23 protein-coding genes and 1 pseudogene are annotated in these 23,319 nt (G+C 30.3%); all 24 read right to left on the bottom strand.

From position 1 onward, the window contains the following. Positions 1-123: 123 nt before the first annotated feature. On the bottom strand, positions 124-921 hold the full coding sequence (locus tag Q0K35_RS05320; RefSeq protein WP_294561636.1) for a glycosyltransferase family A protein: 798 nt from the start codon (positions 919-921) through the stop codon (positions 124-126). After that, positions 918-1,766: a dTDP-4-dehydrorhamnose reductase gene (rfbD, locus tag Q0K35_RS05315; RefSeq protein WP_294561635.1), complete on the bottom strand. Its 849-nt coding sequence runs from the start codon at positions 1,764-1,766 to the stop codon at positions 918-920. The genes Q0K35_RS05320 and rfbD overlap by 4 nt, the downstream gene beginning before the upstream one ends. Before the next feature lie 43 nt (positions 1,767-1,809). Further along, positions 1,810-2,838, bottom strand: a complete 1,029-nt coding sequence (gene rfbB, locus Q0K35_RS05310) for a dTDP-glucose 4,6-dehydratase (protein WP_294561634.1) — start codon at positions 2,836-2,838, stop codon at positions 1,810-1,812. Then, entirely contained in the window at positions 2,838-3,416 is a 579-nt protein-coding gene (rfbC, locus tag Q0K35_RS05305; RefSeq protein ID WP_294561633.1) for a dTDP-4-dehydrorhamnose 3,5-epimerase, read from the bottom strand. The genes rfbB and rfbC overlap by 1 nt, the downstream gene beginning before the upstream one ends. 1 nt (position 3,417) lies before the next feature. Beyond that, positions 3,418-4,305 (bottom strand): glucose-1-phosphate thymidylyltransferase RfbA, encoded by an 888-nt coding sequence (gene rfbA / locus Q0K35_RS05300; protein WP_294561632.1) that lies wholly within the window; start codon positions 4,303-4,305, stop codon positions 3,418-3,420. A 56-nt stretch (positions 4,306-4,361) separates the two neighbouring features. After that, positions 4,362-4,688 (bottom strand): hypothetical protein, encoded by a 327-nt coding sequence (locus Q0K35_RS05295; protein ID WP_294561631.1) that lies wholly within the window; start codon positions 4,686-4,688, stop codon positions 4,362-4,364. Between the two features lie 33 nt (positions 4,689-4,721). Further along, positions 4,722-5,522, bottom strand: a pseudogene (locus Q0K35_RS05285) (MerR family transcriptional regulator); the annotation flags it as partial. Between the two features lies 1 nt (position 5,523). Then, positions 5,524-6,480: a glycosyltransferase family A protein gene (locus tag Q0K35_RS05280; protein WP_294561629.1), complete on the bottom strand. Its 957-nt coding sequence runs from the start codon at positions 6,478-6,480 to the stop codon at positions 5,524-5,526. Then, a complete protein-coding gene (locus Q0K35_RS05275; RefSeq protein WP_294561628.1) occupies positions 6,477-7,733 on the bottom strand; it encodes a hypothetical protein in 1,257 nt (418 codons plus the stop codon). The genes Q0K35_RS05280 and Q0K35_RS05275 overlap by 4 nt, the downstream gene beginning before the upstream one ends. A gap of 1 nt (position 7,734) precedes the next feature. Continuing rightward, on the bottom strand, positions 7,735-9,873 hold the full coding sequence (locus Q0K35_RS05270; RefSeq protein ID WP_294561627.1) for a hypothetical protein: 2,139 nt from the start codon (positions 9,871-9,873) through the stop codon (positions 7,735-7,737). Positions 9,874-9,889: 16 nt separating this feature from the next. Beyond that, positions 9,890-10,243 carry a DUF2304 domain-containing protein gene (locus tag Q0K35_RS05265; protein ID WP_294561626.1) on the bottom strand — a complete coding sequence of 118 codons (354 nt, stop codon included), beginning with the start codon at positions 10,241-10,243 and terminating at the stop codon, positions 9,890-9,892. Then, entirely contained in the window at positions 10,233-10,961 is a 729-nt protein-coding gene (locus tag Q0K35_RS05260) for a glycosyltransferase family 2 protein (protein WP_294561625.1), read from the bottom strand. The genes Q0K35_RS05265 and Q0K35_RS05260 overlap by 11 nt, the downstream gene beginning before the upstream one ends. Positions 10,962-10,977: 16 nt before the next feature. After that, complete coding sequence (locus Q0K35_RS05255) at positions 10,978-13,122, bottom strand: glycosyltransferase family 2 protein (protein ID WP_294561624.1); 2,145 nt, start codon at positions 13,120-13,122, stop codon at positions 10,978-10,980. 1 nt (position 13,123) lies between these two features. Then, a complete protein-coding gene (locus Q0K35_RS05250; RefSeq protein WP_294561623.1) occupies positions 13,124-13,912 on the bottom strand; it encodes an ABC transporter permease in 789 nt (262 codons plus the stop codon). A 15-nt stretch (positions 13,913-13,927) separates the two neighbouring features. After that, positions 13,928-15,064 carry an ABC transporter ATP-binding protein gene (locus Q0K35_RS05245; RefSeq protein ID WP_294561622.1) on the bottom strand — a complete coding sequence of 379 codons (1,137 nt, stop codon included), beginning with the start codon at positions 15,062-15,064 and terminating at the stop codon, positions 13,928-13,930. A gap of 15 nt (positions 15,065-15,079) precedes the next feature. After that, positions 15,080-16,126, bottom strand: a complete 1,047-nt coding sequence (locus tag Q0K35_RS05240) for a glycosyltransferase family 2 protein (RefSeq protein WP_294561621.1) — start codon at positions 16,124-16,126, stop codon at positions 15,080-15,082. A 128-nt stretch (positions 16,127-16,254) separates the two neighbouring features. After that, complete coding sequence (locus tag Q0K35_RS05235; RefSeq protein WP_294561620.1) at positions 16,255-17,217, bottom strand: glycosyltransferase; 963 nt, start codon at positions 17,215-17,217, stop codon at positions 16,255-16,257. After that, on the bottom strand, positions 17,214-18,392 hold the full coding sequence (locus Q0K35_RS05230) for a glycosyltransferase (protein WP_294561619.1): 1,179 nt from the start codon (positions 18,390-18,392) through the stop codon (positions 17,214-17,216). The genes Q0K35_RS05235 and Q0K35_RS05230 overlap by 4 nt, the downstream gene beginning before the upstream one ends. Before the next feature lie 11 nt (positions 18,393-18,403). After that, complete coding sequence (locus Q0K35_RS05225) at positions 18,404-19,357, bottom strand: glycosyltransferase (protein ID WP_294561618.1); 954 nt, start codon at positions 19,355-19,357, stop codon at positions 18,404-18,406. A gap of 8 nt (positions 19,358-19,365) precedes the next feature. After that, on the bottom strand, positions 19,366-20,274 hold the full coding sequence (locus Q0K35_RS05220) for a glycosyltransferase (protein WP_294561617.1): 909 nt from the start codon (positions 20,272-20,274) through the stop codon (positions 19,366-19,368). 134 nt (positions 20,275-20,408) lie between these two features. Then, the gene (locus Q0K35_RS05215; protein ID WP_294561616.1) at positions 20,409-21,866 is read right to left on the bottom strand and encodes an LTA synthase family protein; all 1,458 of its coding nucleotides are present in this window, start codon (positions 21,864-21,866) and stop codon (positions 20,409-20,411) included. A gap of 81 nt (positions 21,867-21,947) precedes the next feature. Further along, positions 21,948-22,427, bottom strand: a complete 480-nt coding sequence (gene pssE / locus Q0K35_RS05210; RefSeq protein ID WP_294561615.1) for a PssE/Cps14G family polysaccharide biosynthesis glycosyltransferase — start codon at positions 22,425-22,427, stop codon at positions 21,948-21,950. Further along, positions 22,427-22,891 (bottom strand): PssD/Cps14F family polysaccharide biosynthesis glycosyltransferase, encoded by a 465-nt coding sequence (gene pssD, locus Q0K35_RS05205; RefSeq protein WP_294561614.1) that lies wholly within the window; start codon positions 22,889-22,891, stop codon positions 22,427-22,429. The genes pssE and pssD overlap by 1 nt, the downstream gene beginning before the upstream one ends. A gap of 174 nt (positions 22,892-23,065) precedes the next feature. Beyond that, positions 23,066-23,319: aldo/keto reductase (locus tag Q0K35_RS05200; RefSeq protein ID WP_365936210.1), on the bottom strand; the 254-nt coding region annotated here is incomplete at its 5' end.

The following is a 23,319-nucleotide window of genomic DNA, read 5'->3' as shown; positions in this document are numbered from 1 at the left end:
GTGTACCTAAAATGAACATGTCTTCATTAAAAGACTAGAATTGTGCCTCTAAATCAAGGCAAAAACTCCTAAAACTATTGAATCAAACTATTTTCTAATAGTTATTGACATTTAATAGTTTGTCTATATTTTGTTGCTTTTTTCACTTAAAGCATAAACTTTATTAATAAATCTTGCAATTGATTTAGGCCAGTATCTACTAAATATTTCTAAATCTTCTTTTTGCCTGATATTATTACCTAAATTTTTAGATGTCGCCGATTCCGAATATATTCGATGAATCAGTAATGGTTTATTTATGTAAATAAATTTACCATCAAGTTCAGCTAGATCACACCAAGCTTTATAATCACAACTATTTATATATACAGTATCAAATACAGAGGACCCGGCTTTCTTTTTATTGAAAGTTACTGTCGGGCAACATATAGCACAGCCAATTGATAAGGACCTTCTACGTATAAACTTATTTTTTTGCATACATTTTTTTGATAACGGCCAATTCATAATACGCTTTATTTTTAATAAAAAATTTGATTTTTCAATTTTTCCTAGTTTAAGTTCATTGTAATCCGTAAAACAAATTATGAAATCAGATTCATCTTTTATACATTTTAGAGTTTCTTCTAAAAATGTTGGCTCGTATAAATCGTCTTGATGAGCAATTGTAACAAGTTTTTCAGGCACATTGTCATATCCATAATTCCAATCAGTTCCAGCATTTTTAGGATATGGATTAATTAACATTTGAATTTCATATTTTTCACATATTTTTTTTAAATAATCATTAGGTGTAGAAGTTGATAAATATATATTACTTTTAACTGTCTGATTTTTTAATGAATGAATAGTTTCTTCGATATGAGGATTTTCCTTATAGGCACAAATTACAAAAGCATGATCATTTGATGTAAAAGTCATGATAAATTCTCCATTTCCTTTAAATATCTTCCCAATGCATCCTGCCAGGTAGGAAGTCTATGAAATCCGTTTTTATCTAGCTCATTTTTATTCATACGTGAATTTTTTGGACGCTTTGCTTTAGCTGGAAAAGCATCAGAATCTACAGGCGTAACATCAACCTGCATATTTGCCTGTTTAAATATCTCACAGGCAAATTCATACCAGCTGCATAACCCTTCATTTGTTGCATGATAAGTCCCGTATTTATCAGTTTGAATCATATCTATGACCAGTTTTGCCAAATCATAGGTATAAGTAGGTGATCCAATTTGATCATTAACCACGCTTACTGCACCTTTTTCTTTACCTAAGCGTAACATAGTTTTGATAAAATTATGTCCGTTTTTTCCAAAAACCCATGCAATTCGAATTATAAAATGTTTTGCATATGATTCAACAGCTAACTCTCCTTCATATTTCGTTTGACCATATACATTTAATGGTGTTCTCTTATCATATTCATTCCATGGTTCACTTCCCTCACCGCTGAAAACATAATCTGTTGAAAAATACATGATAGGAATATTTAACTCTTTACAAACATTCACAATATTTTGGGTTCCCTCTACATTTACCTTATAACATGCCTCCGGCATCTCTTCAGCTTTATCAACAGCTGTCCAGGCAGCACAATGAATAACAGCATCATAATTTCCTGATTTAATGACCTGATTTACTTGATTTTGATCGGTAATATCCATTTCCTGAATATCTACCCCATCTGCTTCTATTCCTCGCAAATGAGCTTCATTTACTACATCATAGCCTAGTTGACCATTATATCCAGTAACTAAAAGCTTCATATTTTCTCCTTTCTTTCTTATATAAAAGCAACTTACGTTGCTTTTAAACTCTTCCTTTATCCTTATACATCTTTTCAAAATAATGCTGGTATTCACCACTTAGGATATTCTGCCACCATTCTTTGTTGTCCAAGTACCACTGAATCGTCTGCTGGATACCTGTATCAAAGTTATATTTAGGTTTCCATCCGAGCTCTGTTTCAAGCTTTGTTGGATCGATAGCATAACGAAGGTCATGTCCTTTGCGATCTTCTACAAACTTAATCAGTGATTCCGGTTTATTTAAAGCCTTTAAGATCGTCTTTACAACTTCAAGATTTGTTCTTTCATTATGTCCGCCAACGTTATAAACTTCCCCTTCACGACCTTTACGGATGATCAGATCGATGGCTACACAGTGGTCATACACATGCAGCCAGTCACGTACGTTTTCTCCTGTTCCATAAACCGGTAATGATTCATCCGCTAACGCTCTAGAAATCATTAACGGAATCAATTTTTCAGGGAAATGATAAGGGCCATAGTTGTTGGAACAGCGACTAATCGTTACCGGTAAGCCATAGGTTCTATGATAGGCCAACACGAATAAATCAGCACTTGCTTTAGCGCTTGAATAAGGACTTGAAGTATGCAATGGCGTTGTTTCCGTAAAGAACAGATCCGGTCGGTCTAACGGCAGATCTCCATATACCTCATCGGTAGATACCTGATGATAACGCTTGATACCGTATTTAACACAAGCGTCTAATAACGTGGTTGTACCGACAACATTAGTACGAACAAATACTTCAGGATCTTCAATGCTGCGATCGACATGGCTTTCAGCCGCAAAATTGACAACGATATCAAACTTTTCTTTTTCAAATAAATCAAAGATAAAAGCTCGATCTGCAATATCTCCCTTATAAAATTTATAGTTTGGCTTGTCCTCAACAGGTTTGCAGGTTTCCAAGTTACCTGCGTAAGTCAGTTTGTCTAAATTCACGATCATATCTTCAGGGTATTTATTCACCATATAGTGAACGAAATTACCTCCGATAAATCCTGCACCACCGGTTACTAATATTTTCATTACTTATTTTCTCCTTCATAAATAAAATTACAATCTGCTTTATCTAAAGTAGGACCATTCTTATCTTTTTCAGATAATACAGGTTCGATACCATTTAAAAGACTTCCCCAGTCCACATTGGCCGTCGGATCATCATAGCGAATGCCACGGTCATGTTCCTTAGAATAAAAGTTATCTACCTTATATCTAAATTCCACGTTATCTGTCAATGTTAAGAAGCCATGAGCAAATCCCTGTGGAATAAAGAACTGACGTTTATTTTCCTCGCTTAGTTCAACGCTTACCCACTCACCATAAGTAGGACTGCCCTTACGGATATCCACTGCCACATCTATAACAGCTCCTCTCGTGCAGCTAACCAGCTTTGACTGAGCCATGGGTGCATTCTGCCAATGCAAGCCTCTCAGCGTACCTTTTTGAGCTGAGAAAGACATATTGTCCTGCACAAACTCAACATCGATCCCTAATTCCTGATATTTTTTCTTAGAATAGGTTTCCATGAAATAGCCGCGGTGATCCCCATGTACATCCGGGTCAATAATCAATACACCTTTGATTTTTGTTTCTGTTACTTTCATACTAACTCCTTTTATCAATATACTTACGTTCCATGATCTTCTTTAAATACGTACCATACTGGTTCTTTTTATAGATCTCATAAGTCTTTTCAAGCTGATCAAGACCGATCCAGCCATTATTAAAAGCAATTTCTTCTAAACAGGCAATCTTGCGATGCTGATGTTCTTCAATGGTTTTCACAAAATTAGTCGCATCGACCAAAGATTCATGCGTACCCGTATCCAGCCATGTAAAGCCATCTCCCAGAAGAGTCACGGATAATGCATTGTCTTCAAGATAGATACGATTCAAGTCCGTGATCTCTAACTCACCACGAGCACTTGGCTTTAAATTTTTCGCATACTCCACCACTTTATTATCATAGAAATAAAGACCTGTAACAGCATAATTTGATTTTGGATGTGCAGGTTTTTCTTCTAGTGAAACAGCCTTCCCTTCATCATCAAATTCTACGACTCCAAATCTTTCCGGATCCTCTACATAATAACCAAAGACAGTGGCGCCGCTTTCCTTTGCTGCCGCAGCCCTCAAACGTTTCGTAAGTCCATGGCCGTGGAAGATGTTGTCACCTAAGATCATCGCAACGTGATCATCACCAATAAACTCTTCACCTAAAATAAAGGCCTGTGCCAATCCATCCGGTGATGGCTGTACCTTATAGCTTAAAGAAATACCAAACTGATGTCCATCGCCCAAAAGCTCTTGAAAACGAGGCGTATCATCCGGTGTAGAAATGATCAAGATTTCCCGAATACCGGCACTCATCAGAATGCTCTTCGGATAATAAATCATCGGTTTGTCGTAAATAGGCAGTAACTGCTTGCTTGTTACCTTTGTCAGCGGATATAAACGTGTCCCGCTGCCGCCAGCCAAAATAATTCCTTTCATGAGAATTCCTCCTGTTACTCTTCTAATATAAACCATGACGTAACGTCAATGTCAAGTTATTTCTTACAAATAAATAAACCTGCTTGCTTGGTAATCCTGATACTTCCCTGTTTCATAATTTTTTCATCTAAAAATAATTTAAATTGATGCAGCTGATTTTTTAAGATTTCATTCTGGTTGCCATGACAGCTCATGATATAATCCATCAAGGGTTCTGAATCATCCACTTCCAGATAATCATCATACATGACCAAATGAACATCTTCAAAATAAGAACTTAAGATCTTTTCCCCATTTTCGATACCAAACTGATCATATAAACAATTTCTGGATAAAACGATTCTTGGATCAAATTCCTTCACTAATTCCGTAATTTCTTTCATGTGGTCTTTTCCATAAGTACTGCAATATAAAAAACCATCTTTCACTAAAACACGTTCAATCTCTTTCAATCCAAGATCTAAATCTTTTAAATAAAATAAGACATGATTTGCAATTACGATATCAAACTAATCCTCTTTAAAAGGAATCTGTTCACAGTCAAAAACCATGAAACTAAAATCATCTCCTAATTTCTTCTTTACTTCTTCAATCATTCCATAAGAAGCATCACTTAAGAAAACTTCTCGATTTCGTAGATCTAATGTTTTATTTTCCCATAGCTTTCCATCACCACAGCCAATTTCTAAGATACGATTGGCATGTGAAAAATCGATTTGTGAATACAGCCAATGAAACCAGCCTGTTTTATTATGCGAATATCGATCATGAAGATGTATGCGAACATTTAAATTTTTACTGGTCCGGTATTGTTCAATGATTTCTTCATCATATTTAGACAGTTGTAAGAGCGTAATGATCTTATCCCATTCAACATGATCCTCTTTTACTAACCTGGATGTATTTTTCAGTGTTTCTTTAAGGTTTTCTAATGAATGAATTTTCTTATTCACAAGTTCGATCTGTAACTCCAAAGAATCTTCCAAGCTTTTTTTATCATTTTTTAAGGTCATCGGATATATTTCTTCTAAAGAAAAACCAAGGTTTTTTAATGAAATGATTCTTTGCAGCTTTAAAAGATCTTCATCTGTATAATAACGGTACCCATTCTCCATGACAAAAGAGGGTTTCAACAACCCTATTTTGTCATAGTAGCGAATCGTTCTTTCAGTCACATTCGCTAATTTCGCAAACTTTCCTGTTGAATATGCGTTCATACTATACCTTTTTTAAACAAATCAAAAGTAATTTTAAAATTTTCAATTTATAACATAAAATAAAGATATTTAAAACTAAATTAATATATAATTCTTCATTTTTTTCCCACACAAATACAGTTTTATATTCTTTTAAACATTCAAGACTTTTTATTAATGTATACTCATTCTCAAACAAGTTTTTTAATTGTACAACGCAAAGTGCTTTTCTTTGAATGAAAATATTAAATATACTTGTTTTTACAAAATAATAATAAATTCTTTTTTTATCTTTATAGTTACTTTCTATTGCTCTTTTATTCATGCAATATAAAACATCAGTAAGTGAATTAATCTTTTTAACTTTATTTATTGTATTAGTTACAGAAGAAGAATTAGTAAAATAATTATAACCAGCATAAGAAATAATTGCGTAACTATTCAAGTGTATAATACAGTTGAAAGTAAAATCAACGTCTTCTCCAATTCTAAATCTTTCAAAACGAATATTGTTTTCCTTTATAAAAGATGTTTTATATAAATTTGCCCAATTTGTAGTATATTTAAATAAAGACCAGTAATTTATTTTAGGTTTTTTTACATAAAGCATTTTTTCTCCATCCGTTTTTTTATATCCACTTATGATAACATCTTTATCTTCGTTATATTTGATCAATGATATAAGAAAATCGGCATCTAGATAATCATCACTATCAACAAAAGTTATATAATCTCCATGTGCTATATCAATTCCTTTATTTCTAGCCACAGGAGCACCAGAATTTTTCTGAAATTCGTATTTGAATTTTTCAGGAAAACGGGTTATATAGCTTTTAATAATATCCTCAGAATGATCTGTTGAACCGTCATTTATTAGTATTATTTCAAAATTTTGATAGGATTGGCAAAGAATGCTTTCAATGCATCGTGCAAGATATTGTTCACTATTATAAACAGGTATGATAATACTAACTTTCATATAGTTTCCTCACATTTCAAAAAAGCAACTTTATTAATCACCAAATGATAATACAATATATACAAAATAAATTGAAATACCATAATAGAGAAATAAGCCAATGCAGCACCTAGTAAAGCATATTTTTCTATCAAGATAATTGATATGATCAAACCAAATATAGAAGATGAAACATAAATAATGAATTGTATAAATGTTTTTCTAATCGTAGTGAGGGCTGTCGAATATAGTGTTCCCAGTGAATAAAGAACTGCACCAATGATAATAATCAAAAGATGTGTTCTATATCCGTCAAGTTTTACATTGTATATAATATTTAAAATTGGAATTCCTATAACCCAACAGGCTCCAAAAGCAAATACACCAATCAAAATAATAATGATCAAAATCAAATTTACAACTTTTTTAAACATATTTCGATTTCCTTTTTTATAACTATCAGACATTTTTGCTAAAAAAGGTTGTAACAAATATTGTGCACATAAGCTGATAACAGTAGCAGGCATCAATATTATTCCAAATACAGCTTGAAGTTCCTCTGTAACACGGCCATCCAAGGCATATTTAGGTGCATTAATTAAATACATTGATAAAAACAATATCGAAAAAGCAAAAAATCCAGATTTAAAAAGTAATAATATATTTTTTTTATTAATTTTTTCTTTTTTATCAATCAAAATTACTGAATTTACAATATCATATACAATTAAGATTATTAGCCATACAATTACTAATGTTAAACAAGAGAGTATAAGACTATTCGTAGTTTTATCGATTACAAAAAAACATATAACTGAAAAAATGGATTTTATCGTTAAAGAAATTCCAACTTTGTACAAATAATTATTTTTCTGTAATATACCATAAAACACATCAGCAATAACTTCTAACCCTTTCATAAGACACAATAACAATGTTATTAATGTTTTTTCAAAATTATAATTCTGAAGACGAGTATATAAAAATGCTATTATCATCATTAAAATGGTCGTAAGAAATCTATGAATGATATATTCTTTATCATTAAATTCTTTTTTTATGTCTGTTACTTGAAATACTCTACCTTCATATCCGCCAATTATACATAATAAACAGGCTAACGAAAATGCTAATGTAAAAATGCCAGAATCGTTTAATCCATTAATTCTAGTTACAATAATCATAAAAAATAAAGAATTGAATGCATTCAAAGAAGTTCCTACAACATTCCATAGAAAATTTTTTCTAAAATTCAAATCGTTTATATATTTCATCTTATTCAGCTCCAGACTTATTAATTTCTAATTTATATATACCGAGATTATCTTCAAAATAAAGTTTTTTAAATTCATATTTATCGTTAGAATAAAGAGTTAAATTATCAGATGAAACAAAATAAGTAGCTTCTAATTTATCTATTTCATTTATATTTATAAATACTTTAAACAAATCCACTTGTAACAGTTCAAAATGTGTATCTTCAGAAGTTAAATCAATAGCTACATGTGCATAACGATTATAAACAAAATCATCACTTCTATCTGGATCAAATTTTTCCCATAATTCAAAATTAGGATAATAATTAGTAGAATTGATAACTCTAACTCCGTTTGCTAAAATATAATTTTGCGGAAAAATAGAAGTATTTCCAGAATTTACAACAACCCATTTTGCCTCTTTATCAGATTCAGCAATTTTTCTTACCTCTTTTGCAATTGGCTTTTCATACATTACGCTCAAACCTTTAGATATAGGCTGTACAGTTGCAAGATTAAATATAGAAATGGATATCAATATTAATGAGAATACTTTATTTGTTTTTTTAGAATTTATAATTAACAAAAAGAACAATGGTATGTAAAGCACCAATGAACAAATGGCAATACGCATGTCTACATAATCTGGATAAGTATTATCTACTATAAATAATCCAATAACGGGTAATATAATAGATACTATTCCTGTTATTATATACTTAATAGATAAATTAATATTTTTATTTTTTTCATAGCATCCAATAAGACGTAAAATAATTAATATACAAATCACATTTACAACTAGCTGAGATCTATCAGGAGTTGAAATTGTTAATAAAGATATTTTTGAAAATATAGATATATCTATATAATTCCATATTGATAACAAAATTGCAAGTATGACCAAAATATTTAAAAGAAAATCAGTCCTCTTTACTTTTTTATTTATATAGATTTCCCAGACACCAATAAATATAGGTATAGGATATAAGCCAATAAATTGAGATGCCTCACATGCATTTCCTATATTCTTAAAAATTGTATAAAAAGGAGCAATCAAATAATTAAACAACAGATTCCATCCATAACCACCAGTCATCACGCGTGATCCTGGATATACTGTTTCACCCATTAATTTAATAGTTGTTTCGGAACCAATAAAACCAGGTAATAAGATAATAGCCATAGTTCCTATAACAGGAATTAAATATATTAAATCATTCCATTTCAGTTGATTTTTATATTCAATAAGTTGCCAAATAACTAGTCCAAAAAACATCCATCCAAATGGAATTAACCAAGCAGGATAGAGTGTCATTACATATACCGATCCCGCATATCCTGTAAGTATAGAATAAAATAATTTTTTCCACTTATTTTTAGATTCAAAAAATAAATGAAGAAATAAAATTGCCGAAAATCCAGATGCAAATATACTTAACTGATTCCACCATAAAAAGGCAGGTGAAAATGTTAACAGACAAGCCCCTAACGCAGAAAATATTTTTTTCCCCTTTGTTATAAGCATGCTTACTTCAAAAGTTGCAAAAAAACAAATAAAAAATAAAATATACCAATAAAATGAGAAAGCTTGTTCCATTGGAAGAAATAAAAATCCAATTAACTTTGGGTTTGATATCACAGAAATTGTTTTGGTAGGCAATTGAGGAAACATATAAACCGTTGTATCTTCTCTTGCCATTATAGCATCATTTATTGCATCTAAATCTTGATTATAAATGATTTGAGAAAGAATACCCGGTGTATCAACTAAAAATTCATCACTCCGAATTTCTTTATAATAACTAAAGAAAGGAGCATTAGAATCTATCGAATAATTTGGTTGTATCACATAGTTATATTTATATACAGATGAACCATGATAACCATTTGCAACGATAAAAACAAACATTAAAATACCAATATAATATCTTTTCCTATAAATAAAATCCCATATTTTATTCATAGGACAAAATATGTGTAATACTATAAAAACAGATAAAATCATAAAAATAAATAATCTATCAAATGAAAAATCTGTTGAAATATTAGCATTTCTAAATAGAAAAAAATAGCCTTTTTCAAAAACAAATGAAAAGAATAACACTAAAACTATACTTAATAGAATTTTAAGATATTTTTTTGACATTATCTTCATAAGAATTCCCTTTCTTTTAATTGTTATTATTTTTTTCCCTTACTTTTTCTTTCAATAATGAAATTTCTTGTATCAATAATGTAATTTTTGTATTTTGTCCTGACACAATAATGGTTAATGATATAGTTATGAAAAATAACATAAGGATAAAAATCCCAACAACTAAATTAGACACAGTCTGGAATCCTATCAACTCTGTAAATTTCCATAAAGATAAGGGTGCACATGAAATAAGCAATAGTATTATATCAGGAAAAAGCCATACAAGCGAATATTTTAAAGGCATTCTCCCTTTTTTTAATGCTATGAAAACAGATATAAATAGTAATATTGCTACAATTAACATCATTATTCTTAAATTAGTGGACACTTGGATACCTCCTTATCTTAATAATTAGAATTGTTAATATGACATTTATCATATAGTATATTGATTTCCATGCCTTAATTGAACTGGTTCCACCTATTCTTTCATGCATTTTAACCGGCACTTCACTGAACTTATACTTTTTTTTCAATAATTCAGTAGTGGTAATTGGCTCTGGATATTCAATAGGATAAGATTTAGAAAACTGTTCAATAATATCCTTATTCACAGCCCGAAAACCTGAGGTAGTATCATATATCTTTTCCCCTGTGACTAATTTTATAAAAAAAGATATGATATGAATTCCAATCCTTCTCGCTTTAGATGATCTGAAATTATCATTTTTATTGTCAACAAAACGTGATCCAATCACAAATTCTGCTTCGTTTTCTAAAATTGGTTTAATAATATCTTGAACATAACGAATATCATGTTGTCCATCACCATCAAATTGTACAGCTATATCATAATTATTCTCTTTAGCATATTTATATCCTGTTTGAACTGCCCCGCCAATACCGAGGTTATGTATTAAATCAATGTGAGGAATATTATTTATATCTAAAATAGCTGAAGTTGAATCTTTTGAGCAATCATTAATAACTATCACATCATAGTCCATATTGTATTCAGCACAATAAGTTATTATTGAATCATACGTTTTTAAGATACATTCTTGCTCGTTGTAAGCAGGAATTATTAACAATATTTTAGCAGACATTCATCTCACCCCTAATCTAATCTTTGTCCAAAACAAACCAACCTTTGTAGCTGAAATTTGCGTTGTAAAAGCGATCACTTCTCACTTTGGATTTCCATTTGCTATACATATATTCTTGTTCCAAAAGAAATCTTTTATACTTTTCACTAGTAGTATCTGATCCTCTTGATTTTGATTCATAATGTAATAATTCAACCTGTGGAACTAAAACATTCAAATAACCTGCCTCAAGTAACTTCAAATTTAAATCTACATCATTATATGCTACACTAAGATCCTTTTCAAGCTGACCGACTTCGTTAAACACTGATTTTCTGATTACAAGACAGGCTGCAGTAACACCAGAATAATTATATGGTACCCTTAATCTGCCATATGCTCCCACATCATCCCTACTACTTCCTATATATGCATGGGATGCTACTCCACCTAAACCAAGGATAATACCTGCATGTTGAACAGTCATATCCGGATATAAAAGTTTTGCACCTACTGCTCCAACATGAGGCTGAAGAGCGTAGCCAACCATAATTTTTAACCAATCAGAAGTTATTACCTCTGTATCATTATTTAATAATACAATAACATCACCTTTTGATTGATTAACGGCCAAATTATTTATTTTAGAATAATTAAATTCCATATCTGCATCAATCACTTTAAAATTACTGTACATTTTTGTATATTTATCAAATAATTCATAAGTTTCTTGTTCAATGCTTCTATTGTTAACTAAGAGAATTTCAAAATTCTTATATGTAGTTTTTTCATAAATAGATTGAAGACATCTTTCAGTAATATCAGCGTGATCTTTTGTTGGAATAATAATAGATACCAGTGGTTCTTCATATTCATAAACTACACAATAATAAAGACTCTTACTATCAATTTCAACATGCCCTTTTATATTTCTTCTAATTAAAGCATTTTCAATAGCTAGCTTCCCTTTATCAGATGCATAATCTTTATTATCCATACTTGCTGATGTAGAACCCTCTACCATTCTCCAATGATAAAGAATTTTAGGAATATGATGAATGCGATTTGTTTTTTCAACTATTTTTAAAAACAAATCATAATCTTGAGCACCTTCCATACCCAATTCAAACCCACCTACTTCTTCAACTAACTTCTTTCTTATTACAGAGAAATGGCAAATATAATTTAAACTTAATAAAGTATCCGGTGAATAATCTGGTTTAAAATGAGGATCACATCTTCTGCCATTAAAATCAAGTTTATCTTCATCACTGTAAATAAAGTCGATATGCTTATCTTTATTTAATGCTAGTATATTTTCATAAAGTGCATTTTTATCTAACACATCATCATTGTCTACTAATGCAATAAACTCACCTTTAGCAATATTCAATGCGCTATTTGTGGCAGCAGAAATATGACCATTCGTCTTACGATATACTACTTTAACTCGTGAATCTTTTTTTTCATACCGTTTTAAGGTATTAAGAGTTTCTTTTTTTGTCGAACAATCATCAGCTAAACATATTTCAAAATTTGAATAACTTTGATTTAATATAGAATCCAAACATTCTGAAAGTATTTTTTCCCCAACATTATATACAGGAATCAATATTGATATTAAAGGACGATAACTTAATGGTTCCAAATCTTTTTCTGATTTTTGCTTAGATAACCAACTCAAATAATCAGATTGCACAAATGGATTATAGAACAAGCTATTGCCAGCTGACCTTAATGTAATTCTAAAATCATAAAAATATTTTCTCCAAAGTTTAACAGGTACAAGAAAATGATGCTGTTTCCATATCAAAACGATAAATTGAAACAAGACAGTAAAAAAATGTTTAGCATGTAAATAAATCTTATGCGGTAACTCCTCTAATTTAGAAAAAAGACGCAATATAAAATGATTATTTAGCCTTAATAAGTTTTTAGTTTTTCCATCTTCATTAACGTATAGTTCGATTTTTTTCGCATTCCGTGGAAAAATTACCTCAAACATATATTCATCTTCACTGATAAGCTTCATTAAATTGTAATCAGAACGACTTCCATCAATCGTCAAATAGAAATCTGGACTACTCTTTTTTGATTTATATAAAAAGCATAATTTCGGATTAGCCAATCCTACAAGCCTTACTTTAAGTATTTGGATTTCTTTTGATGAATGTTTTATCATTTTAAACCTCCTCAGCAAATCCTTTTTCCAGTTTTTTGAATGCAAAGAGTCCAATAGCAACAACTAAAATAGCAATAAATACAATATAAAGCCAACTGCCAATTCCTGTAATTCGATGATATAGAAAAATATCTCTATAAATAGTCATCACATGAGTAAATGGATTGATATTCACCAAAGTCAAAAGAAAATGAGGAACAGAAGTAGTATTAAAATCAGTTATGCTATATAAAATAGGTGTCCCATAAAAAAGCATATTTATAACGAAATTTACAATATATTCCATATCTTTGATGTAAACATTCACAGCACTAAAAAACAATGTAGCACCTAAACAAATTAAAAATTCTAAAAAGGCAATAACCGGCAATAAAATTAAATGCCATGAAAAACCCACATTAAAAATCAAACAAAAAACAAGAATAATAACACAAGAAATTAGAAAATTGATCAATCCTGCAACACATACTGACAACGGAAGAATTTCTCTTGGAAAATAGACCTTCTTTATAATTCCTGCATTATTTCTAACAGAGGCCATCCCCTGACCCATAACAGTTGTAAAAAAAGTCCATGGAATAACACCGGTTATCAAATAAACTAGATAATTGTCAATAGTAGATCTCATTAAGTAAGGGAAAACTATTGCATAAACTAAGACCATCAATAATGGGTTAATAAATGACCAAAGAACACCCAAAAAAGATCCTTTATATTTACCACGGATTTCTTTTTTTACATTTGATTTTAGAAGTTCTCGATATTCGTACAATTCTTTAATTAATTTCATAAATTACCTCTATATTTATGCAACCATAAATTTTGCTTCTTCCATGCAAATTAAATTCTCATTTTCATCATAAACTTTCACAGAAAGTCGATGTGTACCTTTAGTTAATTTACCTAAATCATATTCTGCATGAAATCCGGCCAATGGATTTGTTGCATAACCACCAAATTGATTTTCATATATAATCATCAAATCAGGTCTTTCACTTCGTTTAATATTTTCTATTTCTTCAGTATCAATATATACTTTAACATTAGAATACAAAGTATCGCTTAATTCCCATCCTTGAATACTAAGCATACCAGATTGTGTTTGGTAAATTCCATTTTCTTGTGGGCTGTCGATCACAACTCTGCCTATATACTTGTCCTTTTTTTCAACAACAACATTTTTGCTGCTCTCTTTATGATCTAAAACTACTTGTTTCAAATACTTGTCAATCACATACTCTGGATCGCCATCCAATTCCACTCTGCCCTTATAAATCCAGATAGCACGGCTGCATAATTGTTTTAATGTATCCAGGTTATGAGAAACTATAACAACTGTTTTGTCACCATCGCGAAGTTCTTCAAGTTTTTTAAAGCATTTATCTTGAAAATATTGATCGCCAACACCTAAAATTTCATCAATCAGTAATATTTCAGCATCAACATTAATAGCAATAGAAAATGCTAACCGCATGTACATTCCCGACGAATAAGTTCTTACTGGATTATCAATAAAATCTCTTAGTTCTGAAAAATTGATGATTTCTTCTATACGATCTTCAATCTCATTTCTTGTTAATCCAAAAATAGAAGCATTAAAGTATATATTCTCTCTTCCTGTAAAATCAGGATGAAAACCGGCACCCAATTCCAAAAGAGAGGTTAATTTTCCTTTTGTTTCTAAATGACCCTTATTTGGGTATAGTATTTTTGTCATAAGCTTTAAAAGCGTTGATTTACCACTTCCATTTGTTCCGATTAAAGCAACTGTTTCACCTTTACGAATATCTAAAGAAATATCTTTTAAAATCATTCTTCTTTCTACTTTTTCTTTTTTTCCTAAAGAAATTAGTCGCTCTTTTAATGTTTGCGGCTTATCATAAACAATTTTAAAACTCTTATAAAGGTTTCTGATCTCAATAGCATTCTGACTATTTTCCATATTTTTCCCCTTTCATCAAATATTTTGAGTTTTTTTTCTGCGTGGAATCAATTTATAAACAGTCCAAAAATAATAATCATAAATTGAAAACCATTTACTTTCACAATACTTTTCATAAGCATTGCTCTTTTTAAAAGACCTAGTTAACAGAAACATCTGTTTTAAAGAGTACTCTTTTATTATTGACCTTTTTTTCCAAAATGCAATACATTCTTTTAGTTTATTTAAATTCTTTTTGTCAACAGACCATTTATTTTTTTCAATTTCATCTAAAACTTCCTGATACATTTCTTTTTTTTGAAAAGCATAATCTTCAAAATAATAAGGACAAGTTAACACAGTATGAAATAATTTTTTTGCTTTTCTTTTTCTTAACCCATCAACGCTGCCGTGTGCTAGCACATCAACATCACCTATACCACATTGATTATTTCCATGAAGTCTATAGCGTATTAGTTTATCATCTATATACATTAGGCTATCGTTTAAAGAAGCCACTAAAGCCAACCAGCCATCGTGAAGCCAGTATTTGCTAACAAAATAATACTCGTTAGCAAATTCTTTCCTCATAGCCATCGTAGCACCTGTAATACAATACCTATTTAGTAACCAATCTAAAGCATCCTGAGGCTGATCCATGACAAATCCAATCCCTTCTCTCAGCGAAAGATTCATTATGTTATCATTCGAATCAATTAATTCAGCATTTGTTGCTACAAGATTAATATTGGAATTATCCAAAAAAGCCTTTTCTATTTTTTCTACCTTATCAAACTGCCAAACGTCATCCTGATCACAGCTAAAAATAAGATCACCAGAGCATAACGAATAACACTTTTTAAAATTTCTTACTACGTTCAATGAGTGCTCATTCTTATAAATCTTGTAATCAATTCCAGAATTTTTTAATAACTTTTCACAAATCTCAAGAGTTTTATCAGTAGATCGATCATCACAAATTATGATTTCATCTACAGTTCTACTTTGGTGAACTATGCTTAACAACTGATTTTTTATGTATTTTTCACCATTAAATGTACACATTGCTACAGAAATTTTCAAATAATCCACCTCTAGTTTTTAAAATGTTACATTTATTTCCAAGACATTACGTAACGAAAAGATTATATCATATATCATTTTCAAAATCATTAAAATAAAGTTATTAATAAAAAAAGCATGATGAGATTTTATTCATGCTCATGCTCTTTCATATATATTATCTTAGCAAAGAAATGATTAAAGTGTTTTAAATACAAATTCTTTAAACTTTTTTGACTTAGATACTTGTTCTTTTTATAATTTGGAAAATGTTGATTTACTTGATCAATCGCTTTCTTAACTGCACATTCATATTCATTTCTATCATATTTCGCAGCAGCCTTGATAAAGGTCGCATATAAATAACGTACATAGCTGTATTCAAGCTCATTTTCGTATCGTTCATAAAGATGATGAAACTTATAAAAATCAAGGATACCATTCCAATTATCAATATAATGATAAATCCTTGGATCTACAGTAGAAGTAATTGAACCTTTCCGAATCAAATAATTATAAAAAGGATTATTTACAATGCCAATTGAATGAACATATGGAAGCAGACGATAACCGAACTCCACATCCTCAAACCAAACACCTTCTTTAAATTGAAGATTCTTGAATAAGCTTCGTTTATACAGTTTATTCCATGCAGATGGATAGTAATCAATCATATGTTTTTGAATATCTTCCTTAGTAAATAAATCGTGATCTAAATGACATGTATAAACTTTAGTTTCATTTTCATGGATTTCTTTAAAGTCACACATGATTAGATCAAAATCATGCTCTTTGGCCTTCAAATACATCTTTTCGTACATTTCAGATTCAACCCAATCATCTGAATCAACAAAAGCGATATATTCACCCGTTGCACGTTCAATACCAAAATTTCGAGCACTACTAAGACCACCATTTTCTTTTTTGAATGCTGTAATATGACTATATTTATTACTATATTCTTCAATAATGATATCTGAATGATCTTTAGATCCATCATTTACAATGATTATTTCTATATCTTTCAACGTTTGATTAACTAAAGAATCCAGACATTTACGCAAATATTTTTCTACATTGTATACAGGGACGATGACACTCACCTTGATCATATAGTTTCCCCCTCATCTAAAACAGCTTCTATTCTTTTTAATAATTTAAAATTATCATAATTGAAATCTTTTAAATTATTCTTCCATCGATCGATCACATCCGGATGTTGAATCAGATTTTTTAATGATCGATAGAGTTCTTCATCACTATTTTCACAGATTTCGCCATTGATACCTTTTTTGACAGACATGAGTGACGCACTTGTTTCTGTTGCTAAAACTGGAATGTCCAATATAAAAGCTTCACTAATCACGGTTCCAAAAGCTTCTGAATAAGAAGGCAGAAGAAGTAAAGAATAGTTTTTTAACTCTGCATAAGGATTCAGTACAGCTCCTTTCATAGAAATCACATCATCCAGACTTTCATTAATCAGACGGCTTTTTAAATGTTCAAATAAAGGACCATCACCAAAAACAGTAAAGTGTACATTACTTAATATGTTATCCTTTTTTAAACGTTTGATTACATCAAAAAGTCTATCATATCCCTTGACAGGATGACAGCGTCCAATTACAACAATATTCAACATATTCTCATTTATGTTAAAAATAGATGGTTTTTGTGAAAGCCTTTTTATACGTTCAACATCAATAACAACAGGAATTGTTTCTGTTATATTCTCTAAATGATAGATTTCATTAAATTCTTTAACCACATTGTCACTAACACCTATTATATGATTAAAAAGAGGTAATACTTTTTTAAATAAGTCTTCGTACTTTGCATTTGGATTAAATGTCTTATAAGAACAGTGCAGCCAATGTATTTTATTCACACAATTGCCGTAACCTACAAATAATGCGGTAAAACCATCCTTAAATGCAATTTCACAATCATAATCTTTATGAATTATTTTTTTTCTTTCTCTTTGAATGCTTTTTTTAATAAATCCTGTTTTTAAGTCAAAAACAACATGTACTTTTTTCATCAATAAAGAAAGATTCTTCATTTTGAGAACTTCTTTGATTGTATAATCGATTGCTTCAAAATAAGACGTTCCATAAAACATATTGATATGATCAGGAAGATCATTCAACATATTTCCTTTATTATGCAAGACTAAGATATCAATACTATATTTATTGGAATCAAGTTTATGAACAAGATCATTCAAAACAACGGAAACACCGCCCATTTCTCTTTCATCTACAACAAATAAAATATTTTTTTTCATATTTTCTCCCATCATTTTAAAATATAACGTAATAGCTTTCTTTTTTTCCTATATAAAAGGTGACACACTAATTTATACTTCCAATCTTTCTGCTTAAAATATTTATTTTTTTTCCATGATGGATACTTCAATTTCATAATTTCAACAATTTTATCTAATTGTATCTCAGTATTCTCAAATTCAAAAAATCGTAAGGATGCTGCATGAAGCAAATGATCAATATATAAATATTCTAATTCATCTTTGATACTGTCTTTACAAATCGAACATTCAATGAAATTACTCAAAATTTCCATTGATTCAAAAATATCTTCTAATTTTCTATGGTATGTTTTCTGATGCATTGTTGACCCTTCATGCAAGACATATGAGTATAAAGGCTCATTGACATAAATAATTTTATTGGTATATAAGCCATATGAAGGAACTACTGCCAGGTCTTCATAAAAGCGAAGCTTTGGAAAATATAAGTTATAACTCTCCAGCAAAGAGCGACGAATACATTTTCTCCATGGACTTGCATTATGTAATACATAATTTTTTTGAAGATCTATTGAGTTAGGATAGGTTTGATCTAACGTACTTAAAATATTTCCTTCTCTTTTAATATAAGCATCACACCAAACAAGGTCTGCATCACTTTTCTTCTGCGCATGCATTAACTTTTCTAACATTTCTCTGCTAATTTCATCATCAATATCAATAAAACATATAAACTCCCCTTTGGAATGTTTTATTCCGATATTTCGAGCGATTGCCTGACCTTGATTTTCTTGAGTAACTATTTGAATTTTATCATGATTAGAAGCTAGCTTTTCAAGCATTTTTAAACTATTATCGGAAGAACCATCATTAACAAAGATTACTTCATAATCGTCATAAGTTTGATTTAAGAGGTTCTCACAACAGTTTTTGATATATTTCTCCGCATTATAAACAGGAACAATAACACTTACTTTTGGCATATTCTCACCTATATATACCCTTTCAGACTATCTAAATCTTCACGATACATTTTTTCAAGCATGTCTAATGTTTCTAAATGCTTTTCATAAATAAACCGACGTTTTTTGTAATCTTTGCCCATAGCCGCACCTGTAGCTGCTTCTTCACAATGAAATATTTTCAAACTGGGATCATAAACGCTTTTCATATGATTTCGAATTAACTGTACAAATAAAATATCTTCTTCACCATAAAAATGTGTTCTATTATCCAAACCATCAAATTTATTAATATAGATTGGTGAAAAAATCATGCAACAGCCATGTAAGCGAACATTTTCCATTCTTGGATCAGGAATGATCTCTTCTCTAAAATGATGTCTTATTTTTTTCCAATGAATCAATTTACCAATATATTTATATAAAAATAAATGAATTGATTCTATAAACAATTTATTTTTTATCAGTAGTTTTTCTACACGCTTTCGATCATCATCAATTTCATTAAGCTTTAAAATTTGTTTAGGATATTTGCAAACTGTACCATCTTTTAAGTGAATTTCTGGACCTAATACAGCAAAATGGCTCTTTTCATATTCTTTTTTGATTACCGAAAAGAAATCATTCTGTATTATCTCAGTATCATTATTCATCATACAAATAAAATCACAACCCAGTTGATATTTCGCATAATGAAATCCAACATTATTTCCTCCTGAAAAACCAAGATTTTCTTCGTTTAACAATACTGTAATATCTTTATCATCCTTAAACATACTATCTAATGTTTTTCCGCTATTGTTAGGAGAAGCATTATCAACAAGGACAATATGATATTTTTTTGTGTCTATTTTTCTTTTTATTGAATTTACGCATCTTAATGTTTCTTCTAAAACCTGATAATGCAGTATCAGGAAAACAATTTCATATTTACTCATAAAATCCTTTCGTAATTATTCAGCACAAATTAACTGAACAAATAGATTATACCACACTGTTGTTTTAATGCTTATAAAATTTGTTTATTTATAAAAATAAATGAAAAATGATTTTGACTAAGAAATGTACAAAATCATTTATCTTTATCATATAAAATCTCATTATTATATAACTTAGAAGTCATTCTAAGCTGTTCATTTAATTCCTCCCAGCCAAGTTCTTCTACCAGTGTAGGTGTTTCACTAAATAAATTTGTTCCTAAACCTAATCTATCCTCATTAAATTTTATTCCCATACTTGCAAGAGTCGTAGGAAAAAAATCAAAAGAAGATACTTCTCTGTCATTTCCCTGATATTCAGCTGCAGAGTTAATAAAAACATAATAGCCTTTCCTTACATAATTTGAATCTATGGATGCAAAGAAATCATTATCCATTGTCAGATGATCGCCCGCAATAACAATCGTTGTATTTTCATAAAAATCTTGTTGTTTGATCCACGTAAGAAAATTATAAAGCTGACGACTTGCACAAGCAATAACATTCTCATATTGACTTTCATAAACTTGTTCACACTCATCACAAAGATAACCATCAAAAAAATGTGTATCGACTGTCAGCATTGTTAAATTGAAAGGTTCGGATCCTTTAGCCAATTCTTTAACTTCTTCTTTAGCAAACTCATATAACTTGCTATCTTCATATCCCCACCATACATAATAGTTTTCATCGATATATTGTTTCTCTTTTGCTGCAATATAATCAACAATGTCATAATTCCCATGTTGTGTAAAATACTCTCTTCTTCCGCCAAAAGAGGCATCCGATCCTATCAGTAATTTTTGACGATATCCGGCTTCACTCAAAATATCACCTATAGATGTAGCCCCTGGCAAAAAAGATCTAAACGATCCATATGAATTACCATCAATTGGAATCAAAAGAGGTAAACCAGATGTTTGAGCAACCATCGCTCCAACAGTCCATCCTGTTCCTTCAGGAACATAGAATCCCCCATTAGTGTTAAAAGTAAGATTTTCTTCAGCAATTTCATAAAGTTCTGGTATTAAATTACTTTCTTCAACCCCTCCAAGCTCTTCAGAATAATAACTTATTTCCATAGATTCCATAAAAATATAAATCAAATTTCTTTTTTGCTCCGGAAAATCAAATTCAACCTCAGAAGGATCAATATAATAATCTTCGAATAATGTTGAATTTCTTAAAAGACTTTGCAAATAAGAAAATAAGCCGATTGAATGACCAGAATAGATAAATGATATAATACATATTACAAATGAAAGCTTTAGAATATGTTTGTCAAAAATAATAGAAATCCTGTTTTTAATTTTAATCAAAATATAAATGAAGAAAAAAAGAAAGCAACAGTAAATAAATGGCAACAATAAACAATCATATACAAACTTCCATATAATTGAACTATCTGCTCCTTCCATAGGTACCATTAAAAGAAAGACAATCTGAGAAACAGATATTTCACCAAAATTGCCCAATATCCATAATACTCCCGTTATAAAAAAGATAGATAAATAAACAAGCAGATAACTTAATATCCATTTTGTTTTTCTCATTTTTACTCCTCCGCTCGTTTGTATAAACTGAAAAATTCATGCTTTTATTTGTTAACACAAAATATTAAAATAATAAAATATTTATTTTTCATCTATCAGCCGAGCAATCAAATCACAAAAATTCTTGTTATTTGATTCATAAGGTTTGGTCGTAAAATCATGCAATTCAGAAATCTTTTCTTCGAGCTCATCTACTTCAACACAACCCAAAATATACCCAAATCCGGCAAACTTCGTCGTAATCTCTACCTGATGATCATTTTCATGTTCACCATACTTGGCTCTTCTTGCAACAGCAATGACCTTCTTTTGATGATTGATTCCATTGATGATCGAACCAACACCTGCATGCGTAATCATATAATCACATTCCTCAATATATTGATTCAGCTGTTCCTGGCTGCAGAAATCAAATATCTCCATTTGACTGCTCTGATAATGGGTCTTACCTGCCTGAACGATCACTTTTCCTTGAATGATCCCTTTATCGATCAATTCATCCACCTTTTTCAAAAGACGCCCAAAAGTCTTATCCTGCGTCCCTAACGTTACAAATACCATTAGAAAATCCACCCTCCATAAACAGCATCAGGATATAATTCCAGCATGCTTTCCCACTGTACTACAAAATAATCCGCGATCGGATAAACCAGCTTCCCTGCCATGCTCTTTGTATAAATATTGGCAAAAGTTTCAATATAGATCACTTTTTTCCCAAATAAATGAGCAATATAGCACATCGGCACAGCGGTATGACTTCCCGTAGATACGATGACATCCGGTTTTTCTTTTAAAAACAAATAAAGACTTTTCAAACAGTTAAAAGGAAAAACAAAGATATATTTCCACATCTCATGCTTTGTCGCATAAACAAGATAGTATGTCTTATATTGATCTTTTAAAAATAACGTCGAAGGTGTTTTTTCAGACACGAAGACTGATTTATATTTAGAAAAAAGAGGCTTCAACTGGAGCAGTTCATTTAGATGGCCTCCCATACTTGAAATAAACATAACCTTTTTCATAACATTTCCTCATTAAATTTACCAGCTACATTCTATCACGTTTCATACAAAAAATCATTCCAATTTTATATTCTTAAGCTATTTTCAGAAAAACTTCACAATTATTTATCTTTCAAAAGTCATACTGCTTCAGCTTATTCACAATATTTAAAAAAAAAGCAAGTTGCCTTGCCCTTAACGTTTTAAATTCACCATCATCTCTACTGTTTTTGGATCATAATGGGAGAAGAATAAGCTTTCTTTTTCATCGAGCACTGAGATCAGCTTCATATCTTCTTCATCCAATGTAAAATCAAATACATTTATATTTTCAATCATTCTTTCTTTATGTGTTGACTTAGGAATCACAACGACATTGCTTTGGATCAAATATCTTAGAGCGACCTGAGCAGCACTCTTGGAATACTTTTCGCCAATCTTTACTAAAA

The organism is uncultured Traorella sp. (genome assembly GCF_944327115.1).
GTDB lineage: Bacteria > Bacillota_I > Bacilli_A > Erysipelotrichales > Erysipelotrichaceae > Traorella.
This window is presented reverse-complemented; position numbering and strand designations above follow the sequence as displayed.

What these genes read in the sequence shown, in the direction of transcription:
- Q0K35_RS05320 (WP_294561636.1), bottom strand. Translation starts at nt 921, where the DNA reads ATGACTTTTACATCAAATGATCATGCTTTTGTAATTTGTGCCTATAAG.
- rfbD (WP_294561635.1), bottom strand. Translation starts at nt 1,766, where the DNA reads ATGAAGCTTTTAGTTACTGGATATAATGGTCAACTAGGCTATGATGTA.
- rfbB (WP_294561634.1), bottom strand. Translation starts at nt 2,838, where the DNA reads ATGAAAATATTAGTAACCGGTGGTGCAGGATTTATCGGAGGTAATTTC.
- rfbC (WP_294561633.1), bottom strand. Translation starts at nt 3,416, where the DNA reads ATGAAAGTAACAGAAACAAAAATCAAAGGTGTATTGATTATTGACCCG.
- rfbA (WP_294561632.1), bottom strand. Translation starts at nt 4,305, where the DNA reads ATGAAAGGAATTATTTTGGCTGGCGGCAGCGGGACACGTTTATATCCG.
- Q0K35_RS05295 (WP_294561631.1), bottom strand. Translation starts at nt 4,688, where the DNA reads ATGAAAGAAATTACGGAATTAGTGAAGGAATTTGATCCAAGAATCGTT.
- Q0K35_RS05280 (WP_294561629.1), bottom strand. Translation starts at nt 6,480, where the DNA reads ATGAAAGTTAGTATTATCATACCTGTTTATAATAGTGAACAATATCTT.
- Q0K35_RS05275 (WP_294561628.1), bottom strand. Translation starts at nt 7,733, where the DNA reads ATGAAATATATAAACGATTTGAATTTTAGAAAAAATTTTCTATGGAAT.
- Q0K35_RS05270 (WP_294561627.1), bottom strand. Translation starts at nt 9,873, where the DNA reads ATGAAGATAATGTCAAAAAAATATCTTAAAATTCTATTAAGTATAGTT.
- Q0K35_RS05260 (WP_294561625.1), bottom strand. Translation starts at nt 10,961, where the DNA reads ATGTCTGCTAAAATATTGTTAATAATTCCTGCTTACAACGAGCAAGAA.
- Q0K35_RS05255 (WP_294561624.1), bottom strand. Translation starts at nt 13,122, where the DNA reads ATGATAAAACATTCATCAAAAGAAATCCAAATACTTAAAGTAAGGCTT.
- Q0K35_RS05250 (WP_294561623.1), bottom strand. Translation starts at nt 13,912, where the DNA reads ATGAAATTAATTAAAGAATTGTACGAATATCGAGAACTTCTAAAATCA.
- Q0K35_RS05245 (WP_294561622.1), bottom strand. Translation starts at nt 15,064, where the DNA reads ATGGAAAATAGTCAGAATGCTATTGAGATCAGAAACCTTTATAAGAGT.
- Q0K35_RS05235 (WP_294561620.1), bottom strand. Translation starts at nt 17,217, where the DNA reads ATGATCAAGGTGAGTGTCATCGTCCCTGTATACAATGTAGAAAAATAT.
- Q0K35_RS05230 (WP_294561619.1), bottom strand. Translation starts at nt 18,392, where the DNA reads ATGAAAAAAAATATTTTATTTGTTGTAGATGAAAGAGAAATGGGCGGT.
- Q0K35_RS05225 (WP_294561618.1), bottom strand. Translation starts at nt 19,357, where the DNA reads ATGCCAAAAGTAAGTGTTATTGTTCCTGTTTATAATGCGGAGAAATAT.
- Q0K35_RS05220 (WP_294561617.1), bottom strand. Translation starts at nt 20,274, where the DNA reads ATGAGTAAATATGAAATTGTTTTCCTGATACTGCATTATCAGGTTTTA.
- Q0K35_RS05215 (WP_294561616.1), bottom strand. Translation starts at nt 21,866, where the DNA reads ATGAGAAAAACAAAATGGATATTAAGTTATCTGCTTGTTTATTTATCT.
- pssE (WP_294561615.1), bottom strand. Translation starts at nt 22,427, where the DNA reads ATGGTATTTGTAACGTTAGGGACGCAGGATAAGACTTTTGGGCGTCTT.
- pssD (WP_294561614.1), bottom strand. Translation starts at nt 22,891, where the DNA reads ATGAAAAAGGTTATGTTTATTTCAAGTATGGGAGGCCATCTAAATGAA.